General features: G+C 59.1%; 7 protein-coding genes. 3 read left to right on the top strand and 4 right to left on the bottom strand.

What is annotated here, in order from left to right; all coding sequences use genetic code 11:
* Window positions 1–59: 59 nt before the first annotated feature.
* The 3 genes from RBB47_RS20430 to RBB47_RS20420 form a co-directional block, all read right to left on the bottom strand.
* Entirely contained in the window at window positions 60–1,799 is a 1,740-nt protein-coding gene (locus RBB47_RS20430; RefSeq protein ID WP_305987733.1) for an ABC transporter substrate-binding protein, read from the bottom strand.
* 436 nt (window positions 1,800–2,235) lie between these two features.
* Complete coding sequence (gene kynA / locus RBB47_RS20425) at window positions 2,236–3,090, bottom strand: tryptophan 2,3-dioxygenase (RefSeq protein WP_305987732.1); 855 nt, start codon at window positions 3,088–3,090, stop codon at window positions 2,236–2,238.
* Window positions 3,091–3,182: 92 nt separating this feature from the next.
* On the bottom strand, window positions 3,183–4,277 hold the full coding sequence (locus RBB47_RS20420; protein WP_305987731.1) for an ABC transporter substrate-binding protein: 1,095 nt from the start codon (window positions 4,275–4,277) through the stop codon (window positions 3,183–3,185).
* Window positions 4,278–4,616: 339 nt separating this feature from the next.
* Between RBB47_RS20420 and RBB47_RS20415 the strand changes: the two genes are divergently transcribed.
* From RBB47_RS20415 to RBB47_RS20405, 3 genes are read left to right on the top strand one after another with little or no spacing between them, the layout of a single operon-like run.
* The gene (locus RBB47_RS20415; protein WP_305987730.1) at window positions 4,617–7,949 is read left to right on the top strand and encodes a DUF2126 domain-containing protein; all 3,333 of its coding nucleotides are present in this window, start codon (window positions 4,617–4,619) and stop codon (window positions 7,947–7,949) included.
* A 42-nt stretch (window positions 7,950–7,991) separates the two neighbouring features.
* Window positions 7,992–10,397 (top strand): circularly permuted type 2 ATP-grasp protein, encoded by a 2,406-nt coding sequence (locus RBB47_RS20410; RefSeq protein WP_305987729.1) that lies wholly within the window; start codon window positions 7,992–7,994, stop codon window positions 10,395–10,397.
* A gap of 41 nt (window positions 10,398–10,438) precedes the next feature.
* The gene (locus tag RBB47_RS20405) at window positions 10,439–11,314 is read left to right on the top strand and encodes a transglutaminase family protein (RefSeq protein ID WP_305987728.1); all 876 of its coding nucleotides are present in this window, start codon (window positions 10,439–10,441) and stop codon (window positions 11,312–11,314) included.
* 15 nt (window positions 11,315–11,329) lie between these two features.
* Here the strand turns inward: RBB47_RS20405 and RBB47_RS20400 are convergent, their stop codons facing one another.
* A complete protein-coding gene (locus RBB47_RS20400; RefSeq protein WP_305987727.1) occupies window positions 11,330–12,388 on the bottom strand; it encodes an ABC transporter ATP-binding protein in 1,059 nt (352 codons plus the stop codon).

Here is a 12,388-nt window from a genome sequence, read left to right as displayed (position 1 = left end):
GATCGGAGATGGACCGGGGCAATGCCCCGGTCCGGTTCAGGATTGGTAGATACCAAACCTTAGTTTTGGGACCAGCGTTTCACCAACTCGTCGTAGTTGACGGTCTGGCCCTGCGGCTTCTCGTTTTCGAGCTTGGCCTTGGGTGCACCCGGCTTTTCCAGCCAGAACGCGGCGTCTTGCGGCTCGTTCAGGCGTGGGCCACAGCCACCATAGACATTGGCGCGCTCGTCAGCCTGCTGCATGCGGGCCATGACGATGTCCATTTCTTCCGCGAGGCGGTCCATGGCCTCTTGCGGCGTGAACGCACCGGAGTTCACGTCACCGATCTGCTGCCACCAGATCTGCGCCAGCTTCGGATAGTCCGGAACGTTGACGCCGGTCGGGGACCAGGCAACACGGTCCGGCGAGCGGTAGAACTCGACCAGGCCGCCGAGCTTGGGTGCGCGCTCGGTGAAGGACTCGTGGTTCACGGTACTGTCGCGGATGAAGGTCAGACCAACCTGGCTCTTCTTGGTATCGACAGTCTTGGAGACGACGAACTGGGCATAGAGCCAGGCAGCTTTGGCGCGGTCTTCCGGAGTGGACTTCAGGATGGTCCAGGAACCCACGTCCTGGTATCCGACCTTCTGGCCTTCTTCCCAGTAGGGACCGTGCGGGCTCGGTGCCATCCGCCACAGCGGATTGCCCTCATCATCGACCGTGTTGTTGCCTTCTGATTTCGGCTTCACCATGTCCGCGGTGAACGCCGTGTACCAGAAGATCTGCTGAGCAACGTTGCCCTGGCTAAGCGCCGGCAGCGACTGGTAGAAGTCGAAGCTGGCAGCGCCCGGAGGTGCATAGTTGCGCAGCCACTCGTCCCACTTACGGATCGCGTAGACTGCTGCCGGGCCGTTTGCAGCACCACCACGGGAGACGGACGCGCCCACCGGGTTACAGGTGCCTTCTTCCATGCGGATGCCCCACTCGTCGACCGGGATGCCGTTCGGCTCACCCTTGTCGCCGGCACCTGCCATGGACAGCCAAGCATCGGTCATGCGCCAGCCAAGGTCCGGAGCACGCTTGCCGTAGTCCATGTGGCCGTAGATGGTTACGCCGTCGATTTCCTTGACATCGTTGGAGAAGAACTCGGCAATGTCTTCGTAAGCCGACCAGTTGACCGGAACACCCAGGTCATAGCCGTACTTGTCCTTGAAGGCCTTTTGCAGGTCTTCGCGGTCGAACCAGTCCTTGCGGAACCAGTAGAGGTTCGCAAATTGCTGATCGGGCAACTGATAAAGGTCGCCGTCCGGACCGGTCGTGAACTGGGTGCCCATGAAGTCGTCAAGATCAAGACCCGGGTTGGTCACGTCCTTGCCTGCGCCTTCCATCCAGTCGGTCAAGTTGTAAGCCAGCTGGAGGCGGGAATGGGTGCCGATCAGGTCGGAATCGTTGACATATGCGTCATAGAGGTTCCGGCCGGTCTGCATCTGGGTCTGAACCGCCTGAACGACTTCACCTTCGCCCAGGATCTGGTGATTGACCTTGATACCCGTGATTTCTTCAAACGCCTTTGCCAGAACTTCCGACTCGTAGGAGTGCGTCGGAATGCCTTCGGACAGTACGTTGATTTCCATGCCGTCGAACGGCTGGGCCGCCTGGATGAACCATTGCATCTCTGCAAGCTGTTCGTCCTTGGTCAGCACGGATGGCTGGAATTCCTGGTCGATCCATTTCTTCGCCGCTGCTTCGTCGGCAAAAGCGGACCCTGCTCCCGCAAGTACAGCACCGGCTGCAACTGCGGAGAGTAGATACTTTCGCATCTGCATCTCCTCCCATGTGAGTATAAGCGCCGTGTTTAACCGGCTGAACATACATGGTCACAGCATCGCCACGATGTCAAACTAATTTTTTAGTAGATATGAGTTTCTTCGTCAGAGGTAATTAAATTATTGATTTTATTTATTTAAATTCAATACCACCAAACAACAAAGGCAACGGATTGATCGTAAACTTAGCGCCTGAGATCCACAGTGTGGCACAAATTTGACATTTCACATAGCGCAAAATTAGGTTTCGGGTCTTTCGATTTTATCGCCTTAATGCTTCATTTCAGCTTCGTTTTGCAGTGCAAACGAAATTTGGCGGACCAATGACGCACTGCAAAAAACACGGAAACCACATGATGCAGAGACGGATTGCCTGACCGGGGCAGTCCGGGAAATCAACCGATGGGGTCACACGAAAAGGGTCCGTTCGCTAGAGCACCGTCCTGACGCGCCAGAGCTCAGGAAACAATTCGACCTCAAGCATCCGTTTCAGGTACGACACGCCGCCTGTTCCGCCAGTGCCGCGCTTGAAGCCGATCACCCGCTCGACGGTGGTGACATGATTGAAGCGCCAGCGCCGGAAGTAATCCTCCAGATCGACCAGCTTTTCACCGACCTCATAAAGGGCCCAGTGGCTGCTAGGATCCTGATAGACCGTGTGCCACACGTCCCGAATTTCATCACTTGCCTGATGCGGGCGAGACGCCGGGACGGTCGTCACCTCTTCAGGAACGTGGAAGCCACGCCGCCGCGCGAACTCCAGCACGACCTGGTAAAGGCTCGGCTGTTCCAGTTCCGCTTCCAACAGCGCAGCGCTGTCGAGATCGTGTTCATGTGGCTTCGTCATCGCAAGATTGCGGTTGCCCAGCACATATTCGATCAGCCGATACTGCAGCGACTGGAACCCGGACGACTGTCCGAGCGCGTCCCGGAAACGGGTATAGTCGCTTGGTGTCATGGTGCGCAGCACGTCCCAGGCAGAATTAAGCTGCTCCATGATCCGGCTGACCCTGGCAAGCAGTTTCATGGCTTCAGGCAATTGATCGTTGGCAATTGCGTCGCGCGCCGCGTAGAGCTCGTGCAGCATCAGCTTCATCCACAACTCGGATGTCTGGTGCTGGATGATGAAGAGAAGCTCATCTGGGGCGTCGGACAGCGCCTTTTGCGCCGACAGGATCTGCGGCAATCCAAGATAGTCTCCGTAGGACATCTTGTCGGAGAAACCCATTTCCGCTCCTTCATCCTGCGGATTATAGGGTTTGTCACCGTCGCTGTTCCTGGTCATGACACGATCCTTCGAGGCATTGCCGGCGCGTTCAAACATGTTGAAGCCGCGCGATGCCGGAGATTGAACTTTCATCCGTTTATACGGAAATCCTACCGCTGCGCGCCAGCCGCATTCAAAATGGCTTCAGCAGAAAAGTCATAATTGCTGCGCCCGGTCCGGGTTTTGCAAAACTGGCTGTAGTCGATCTTGTCCCAGTTACCGTCCCCAAGGCTCTCCAGATAGAGCTCCACGTTTTCAAGCGTGATGGGCGACATCTTAAAGCGCACATCCACATGGACTTCACCCTTCGAGACCCGGAAAAAATGATCCCGCAACAACACGATCGCCCAGGCGCCGGCAAAAAAGTGACCACCGTGCGACATGATCATTTCCTTTCTCTGGACAGCGTCCATGGCGCGCTTTGACCAGTTAAGGCCTGCAAAAACAACGTCGTCGCCAACTGCCAGACCAGATTCCATCGCGGCTCTGCGGGCACCGAAGGCAATTGCATCGTTTGCGCCCCAGACCGCATGCACAGGCGTGCGCTCCAGAACATCTTTGGCTCGCCTATAGGCAAGATCTTCGTTCCAGTTCACAGGAATGGCATGGACCAGGTCCACATCCGGATTGTCCGCAACGGCCCGCTGCATCCCTGTCTCGCGCAACAGCGCGGCCGGTGTCGACGTGTCCCCGGTCAACGCCAGAAGTCGGATCTTGTCGTGATGAGGGTGCAAGGCACGAGCCGCTTCAAACAGCGACAGAGCCAACTGGTAGCCCGCAGTCTCGTTGTCCGGCACGATGGAAGCGACGATCTTTCGCAAGTCGATTCGGCGCATCTCCAGAATGTCTTGTTGTTTCCGCGTCAGATTGTTGAGGAGGAAAAGTACTTTGCTCGGTGTCCCATCAAGCAACTGCAGCAAACGGCCACCGGCCTGATATTCATTTACCAGCACGAAGTAATCCGGAAGATCGCCCCGATCCAGGCGCTGTTGAAGCTGCGTTTCCATCCCGTAGGGCTGCCGGTCAGCGTTCAGAATCTCAAGTTCGATGTTCAGATCGGCGGCAGCCGCAGACATTGTCTTGGAAACCTCGCCCCAAAACCCGTCGCTGCCCCCCGGATTTATGAATGTCACCCGGAAGTCTGCAGCATGAACAGTGTAGGCAAGTGTCCAGAAAAAACAGAAGCAGAGAAAACGAACCGCCATTATTTTCCTTCTTAGCACGTCCCGCTTCAAGACCGGGGTTCTGCCCCAACTCTAACGACAAAGTATCGATTCACCGGCGTCGGAAACGACTTACGCACACATATTCACGGACCTGGACACTTCGTCCAGCACAGTGTGTCGCAACGGTAAATACAACCTGAAACTCTACTTTAAAGAGCGCACTTGTTTTGCCCTTGCGTCACCCTTAAGCGGCGTAATGCGCACAAAGGCAAACCTTGCGGACCGGCCATCTGATTGCCTACAGATTGACGTGGTGCCTGGCTGCGTTTTGTGAAAACGTAGGCAAACGAAACCAATCGGAAGCAGGGTCACGGAATAATGTCTATCAGAGCAAGCATTTATCATCTGACCCACTACCAGTATGACAGGCCGGTCACGCTCAGCCCTCAGATCATCAGATTGCGTCCCGCCCCGCACAGCCGGACGCGCGTCTTATCACATTCCTTGAAGGTTTCGCCGACGGACCACTTCGTCAATCATCAGCAGGACCCTTACGGCAACTGGCTCGCACGCTTCGTCTTTCCCGAACCCGTTCGCGAATTCAAGATCGAAGTCGACCTGACCGCAGACATGACGGTCTATAATCCGTTCGATTTCTTCGTCGAGGAAAGTGCAGAGGAATGGCCGTTCGACTACCCGGAAGACCTTCGCGAGGATCTTCAGATCTACAGGCGGACAGACCCACCCGGAGAGCATCTCAAGGCTTTTCTTGCCTCCGTTCCAAAAGACAAACTCCGCACCATCGACTTCATCGTCGCGCTGAACAGCAAGGTATCGAAGGAAGTCGGTTATGTGATCCGCATGGAACCGGGCGTCCAGACGCCGGAAGAAACCTTTGAAAGGGGCACAGGGTCCTGCCGAGACTCCAGCTGGCTTCTTGTTCAAGCCCTGAGGCACCTGGGTTTTGCAGCGCGCTTCGTGTCCGGTTACTTAATCCAGCTCAAGCCCGATCTGGAGGCGCTGGATGGGCCCTCAGGGACGGACCACGACTTCACGGATCTTCATGCCTGGGCAGAGGTCTACCTCCCAGGAGCGGGCTGGATCGGCCTGGACCCGACATCCGGCCTCCTGACAGGGGAAAGCCATATACCTCTGGCAGCAACCCCGCATTATTCGAATGCCGCGCCGATTGTCGGCATGGCCAGCAAGGCGGAAGTCGATTTTGCGTTCGACATGCAGGTGTCGCGCATTGCGGAACACCCCAGGATCACGAAGCCGTTCTCCGAAGAATCCTGGGCCGCCTTGAACAGTCTCGGCCAGACTGTCGACCGGGTTCTTTCACAGGAAGATGTCAGGCTTACGATGGGCGGCGAGCCCACATTCGTGTCAATCGACGACTTTGAAGCCGACGAATGGAACACCGACGCGGTTGGGCCGACCAAGCGAACCCTGGCAGATACGCTTATCCGCCGCCTGCGCGAACGGTTCGCACCCGGCGGTTTTCTGCATTACGGCCAGGGCAAATGGTATCCCGGCGAAACGCTCCCGCGCTGGACATTTTCGCTTTACTGGCGGCGTGATGAAAAGCCGATCTGGCGCAATCCGGACCTGATCGCCGAAGAAGGGACCGATACCGGAACAGGCGCAGAAAACGCCAAGGCGCTCATGGAGCAGATCGCGAGCCGCCTCGAGCTCGATCCCGAATTTGTCGTCGCGGCTTACGAAGACCCGGCCGTCTGGATGGTCAAGGAAAGCAACCTTCCGGAAAACGTCACACCGGAGAATTCCAAGCTGGAAGACGCGGAAGCACGACATCGTATTGCCCGCGTTTTTGACCGGGGCCTGACGAAACCCGCGGGCTACGTTTTGCCAGTCCAGCGCTGGCAAGCGAAATCGACCGGCAAGCGTTGGCGTTCCGAGCAATGGAAATTGCGCCGGGACGCCATTTTCCTGGTCCCGGGGGACAGTCCGGTCGGATATCGTCTTCCGCTTGAATCTTTGCCCTATGTCCCGCCGGCACAATACCCCTACACGAACATTGAAGATCCAACGATCCCGAGAGAACCGCTTCCGGAATTTCCGATCGGACCACGCGCAGACCGGCCTCAGGACATTGCCCGGTTTACTGCAAACGGACCCAGCCAGGATCGCAGGGAACAGGAGCTCCCCGACGACGAACTCGGCGGTGCGTCGGTTCGAACGGCCATATCAGTGGAACCGAGAGACGGCAGACTGTGCGTCTTCATGCCCCCCGTCGAGCGGTTGGAAGACTATCTCGAACTGATCTCTGTCGCAGAAGCGGCAGCTGACGATCTCGGAATTCCTGTTCACATCGAAGGCTATCCGCCTCCAACCGATCCACGCATGAACGTCATCCGTGTTGCGCCTGATCCCGGCGTCATCGAGGTCAATATTCATCCGGCGGCAAGCTGGCAGGACTGCGTGTCGATCACAGAATGCGTCTACGAGGAAGCCCGGCAGTCCCGGCTCGGCGCCGACAAATTCATGATCGACGGCAAGCACACCGGCACCGGTGGCGGCAATCATGTCGTCGTCGGAGGCGCGACACCGCTGGACAGTCCCTTCCTGCGGCGCCCGGATCTGCTGCGCAGTCTGATCCTTCACTGGCAACGTCACCCGAGCCTCTCCTATCTTTTTTCTGGCCTCTTCATTGGCCCGACATCCCAGGCTCCCCGTGTCGACGAAGCACGCCACGATGGTCTTTATGAACTCGAAGTGGCGCTCTCTCAGATCAGCAGGCCAGGCGAAGGCCCGGCGCCATTCCCGTGGCTGGTGGACCGGCTTCTGCGCAACATCCTGGTCGACGTCACCGGCAACACTCACCGCGCCGAGATCTGCATCGACAAACTCTATTCGCCCGACGGCCCGACGGGACGGCTGGGTCTGGTTGAATTCAGGGGCTTCGAAATGCCGCCGGATCCGCGCATGAGCCTGGCGCAGCAGCTATTGTTGCGGGCGCTGATCGCCCGTCTCTGGCAGCATCCTCTTTCGGGGAACCTTACAAGGTGGGGCACCGCTCTCCATGACCGGTTCATGCTGCCGCATTTCGTGTGGACCGATTTCCTGGAGGTGCTCCGCGATCTGGAACATCACGGATTTCCAATGCGGCCGGAATGGTTTGAGGCCCAGGCAGAATTCCGCTTTCCGTTCTGCGGTGAAATCGAAGTCGAAGGTGTCCAGCTGGAGCTGCGTCAGGCTCTCGAACCCTGGCACGTCCTCGGCGAGACCGGGGCGATCGGCGGCACCGTCCGCTACACGGACAGTTCGACCGAGCGGCTCCAGGTCAAGCTCACGACCAGCGATCCGGACCGCTATACGGTCACGTGCAACCGCCGCATCATGCCGCTTCAGAAAACGGAGACCAACGGTGTTTCCGTCGCCGGTGTCCGGTACAAGGCCTGGCAGCCGGCAATGGCATTGCACCCTGTTCACCCGATCGACGCGCCGCTCACATTCGATATTTTCGACCGGTGGAGCGGGCGCGCGCTCGGTGGCTGCGTCTATCACGTGGCCCATCCCGGCGGGCGCAGTTACGACACCTTTCCCGTCAACGGCAACGAGGCGGAAGCCAGACGGCTGGCGCGCTTTGAGCCGCACGGGCACACGCCGGGCCTTTACGAGCCCCAGGCCGAAAGCCCGCATCCTGAGTTTCCGTTGACCTTGGACCTGCGTCGGCCTCAGAATATATAAGGTGCGTTCGGCGGCTGGAATAAATGGTTGGGACTGGTGTGAATGAGCTTGGATGAAACGGAATCGACGGGACGGGCAGGCTATGACCTGTTGAAATCCTACCGCCCGTTTCCGGGTGTTTCGGATGAACTTCTTGATCCCGACGGCAAGGTCCGCCCGGTCTGGCAGCCCTTCCTGGACCATCTTTCCTCCCTCGGCGCGGAAGACATCGCCGACCGCTTCGCCAGAGGCAACCAGTATCTGAACGACGCAGGCGTCTACTTCCGTCAATACGGGCAGAACGAAGCCCATGAGCGGGAATGGCCACTCAGCCATATTCCGGTCGTGATCAGTGAAGCCGACTGGCAGGTCATTGCGGAGGGTCTCGTCCAGAGGGCCGAACTCCTGGAAAAAGTCGTCGGTGACCTTTACGGTGAGAACCAGCTTGTCTCTGAAGGTTACCTTCCAGCGAGCCTGATAGCGCAAAGTCCCGAGTGGCAGCGGCCGTTGGTCGGCATCACGCCGAGCTCGGGATACTTCCTGCACTTCCTCGCCTTTGAAATCGGCCGGGGACCGGACGGAACCTGGTGGGTTCTGTCAGACCGCGCCCAGGCCCCGTCCGGTGCCGGTTTTGCCCTGGAAAACCGGGTCGCGACAGGCCGCGTTTTCAACGAGTTTTTCGCCAAGGCCAACGTGCACCGGCTTGCCGGCTTCTTCCGCCGGTTTCGCGATCATCTTCTTGAGCTTCGCGGCGAGCCGGACAGCCGGGTTTCGATCCTAACACCCGGCCCGCTCAACGACACCTATTTCGAACATGCCTATATCGCCCGCTATCTCGGTTTCATGCTGCTGGAAGGTGAAGACCTGACCGTTGAGAACGGACAGCTCATGGTGCGCACGGTCGCGGGTCTGAAACCGATCAGCGTGTTGTGGCGCCGGTTGGATGCGGCATGGACCGATCCGGTGGAGCTGAACGAGGAATCGCAGATCGGTACGCCCGGCATGGTTCAAGCCGTGCGCTCCGGCAACGTTGCCATGGTCAACGCCCTCGGCACGGGCATTCTCGAGACGCGCGCCTTGCTCGCTTTCCTGCCGCGCGTATGTGAGCATCTCCTCGGGCGCAGCCTCAAGCTCCCCAATGTGGCGACGTGGTGGTGCGGTGAAGAAACGACCCGCTCCTATGTGAAAGAGCACGCTGAAACCATGATGTTCAGCCCGGCCCTTTCGACGGCACTGCCCTTTACCTCGGCGCAGACGGATTTCATCGGAAAGGATTCCGACAAATTCCAGAAGGGCATTCTGGAAAGCTGGATCGACACGGAACAGGGTAGCCTCGTCGCGCAGGAAGCCGTCACCTTGTCGACAACACCCGCCTATCACGAAGGGGGCCTTGTTCCGCGCCCCATGAGCCTGCGCGTCTTTCTGGCACGCACGCAAAATGGCTGGGAGGTCATGTCCGGCGGGTTCGCGCGGATCGGCAAGGCCGAGAGCGCAAGCGCGATTGCGATGCAATCGGGAGGAACAGCAGCGGACGTCTGGATCATAGGCCAGCGCAAGCAGTTCAAGGAGACCCTGCTTCACCAGACCGAGTCGCCCTTCTTCAAATCACAGGCGGGGGCTTTGCCGTCTCGGGCAGCGGACAATCTCTTCTGGCTCGGGCGATACGTGGAGCGCGCGGAGGGCGCCGTTCGTCTGCTGCGCGCCTATCATGCCCGTCTCATGGAAACAGCGGACCCAAACTCGCCACTGGTGGCTGAAATCGCGGAATACCTGGACGAGATCGGCGTGGCACCGGAGATCCCCGTTCCCGACGGGCTGTGCGCCATGCTTCAATCGGCGGTGAACAGCGCCGGGAAGGTGCGCGACAGGTTTTCAGTTGATGGCTGGCTCGCCCTCAACGATCTTGCCCAGACGGCAAACGGTGCCCGGCAGGTCATGAAGGAGAATGCAGACGTCCCCCGGGCAATGAGCCTGCTTTTGCGCAAGATCACCGGGTTTTCGGGCCTGGTCCACGAAAACATGTACCGGTTCATGGGGTGGCGGTTCTTAAGTATCGGGCGCGCATTGGAACGGGCACACCGGATGGCCGATCTCCTGTCCGTTTTCACCGGTCCGAATGCCCCTGACGGTGCTCTGGAATTGCTGCTTGAAGTAGGTGACAGCGCCATGTCGATGAGCCGGCGCTACGCCGTCTCGCTCAGCCATGCGACAGTGCTTGACCTGCTTGCAATGGATCCGCAGAACCCGCGGGCCGTGATGTATCAGCTGACGGATATGAAGGACCACATCTCCGTGCTTCCCGGCGCGTCGCAGAACGGGTACCTGTCGGATCTTGCCCGTGCCGTGCTGCAGGTTCACACGAACCTCGCGGTCGCGACCCCTGAAACCCTGACACCGGAAGCCCTTGGCGATCTCAGGGATCAGATAGCCTTCCTCTCGGTGGAGCTCTCAGATGCCTATATCAGATAAAGACAAGCTCTTCCCCGTCGAGCCGGGATCGCGAGGCTGCCGTGCTTTATGATGTAAGCCTTGAAATTACATATGAATACGCCAGCCCGGCAAACTCGGGACGGCATGCGCTGCGGCTGGTCCCGGCAACGATAACGGGTGAACAACGGCTTCTGTCCTCCAGCATCCGGCTGTCGCCAGGCCCGACGGAACGCAGGGACAGGAAAGACTTTTTCGGCAACGCCGTCACGGACGTTGCCTATCGCAGATCGCACAGCGAGCTCGCCTTCCAGTTAACGGCCCGGATCGACCGCACGGCAACACCGGAGGAGCTGGACATCTCGCCGCCCGTCGGCGTCCTGGCCAGAGAACTGGCGGGCATCCAGTCGCTCGCTCCGGATGAGCCGGTGCACTTTCTGGCCACCTCGCCGCGGTTGCCCCTTGCGCCAGCATTTGCGGTTTATGCGCAGGAACACCTCAGTCCCGGCATCAGCGCGCTCGCCGCAGTCGAGACGATCGGCCGGGCATTGAACGAAGACATGGAGTTTGACGCGGACGCGACGACGGTCGACACGCCCGCGCTCGAAGCTTTCGAACGCCGCCACGGTGTCTGTCAGGATTTCACCCATATCATGATTGCCTGCCTCAGAAGCGTCGGCATCCCGGCAGGCTACGTCAGCGGGTTCCTGAGAACAATTCCACCCGAGGGCCAGCCGCGCCTTGAAGGCGCGGACGCAATGCACGCCTGGGTGCGCGCCTGGTGTGGCATCGAGGTCGGCTGGATCGAATACGACCCGACAAATGCCTTGCGCGTTGGCCAGGACCACATTGTCGTGGCGCGCGGCCGCGACTATGGGGACGTCGCCCCGGTAAAAGGCGTCCTGCGCACCTCGGGGACCCAGACCACGGACCACAAGGTCGACGTCGTCCCGCGATGAATTTGATCCAACGATTTACCGGATGGCACGGTCTTCGGCGTCGAAGAAGTGCATGCGGGTTTCGTCGAACTTGAGACCGATCCGGGCACCCTCCTCGATCGTGTCCGCACCGCTGATCCGAACCAGAATGGTCTCAAGTCCATCAAGGGCAACATAGAGGAACGTATCGGCCCCCAGATATTCGGCGACTTCCACAGTTCCGCTGCAATGCCCCTCGCCTTCCCCGACGATGGCCATGTGCTCCGGACGGATCCCGAGCTTGACCGGCTGCTGTGACGAACCTGCATGCGGATAGTGGCCGCCGCCATGTCCTTGCAGCGAGAACTGGTCACCCTCGATCGAACACGGCATGACGTTCATTTTCGGCGATCCGATAAACTGCGCGACGAACAGATTATCCGGCCGTTCGTAGAGTTCGCGCGGTGATCCGACCTGCTCGATCCTGCCCGCCTGGAGGACGACGATCTTGTCGGCGAGCGTCATCGCCTCGACCTGGTCGTGGGTCACGTAAATCATGGTCGTGCCGAGGCTCTTGTGAAGCCGGGCAACCTCGAAACGCATTTCAACGCGCAGTGCAGCGTCGAGGTTCGACAGCGGCTCATCGAACAGGAAGGCGCTCGGCTCGCGCACGATCGCCCGCCCGATGGCCACGCGCTGACGCTGCCCTCCGGAAAGCGCCTTCGGCCGCCGGTCGAGATAATCGTCGAGCTTCAGAACTTCCGCCGCCGCATTCACCTTGTTGTCGATCTCAGCCTTGGGAACGCCGGCAGTTTTCAGGCCAAAGCCGACATTTTCGCGAACGGACATATGCGGATAAAGCGCATAGGACTGAAACACCATCGACAACCCGCGCCCGGACGGTGGCAGCGCGGTTACGTCCTTGCTGTCGATCTCGATCGTTCCTCGGCTGGTTTCCTCCAGCCCCGAGATCAGGCGGAGCAGTGTCGATTTTCCGCAGCCGGAAGGCCCGACGAAAATAACGAATTCACCCTCGCGGATATCCAGATCAATGCCCTTGATGACCTGGAGATCGCCGAACCATTTTTCGACCTTGTTGAGCTGAATGGCGCCCAT

It is taken from the genome of Roseibium sp. MMSF_3544 (assembly GCF_030732845.1).
Classification (GTDB): domain Bacteria; phylum Pseudomonadota; class Alphaproteobacteria; order Rhizobiales; family Stappiaceae; genus Roseibium.
Note: the sequence above shows the minus strand (reverse complement) of the source record. Positions and strands in the feature narration are given on the sequence as shown.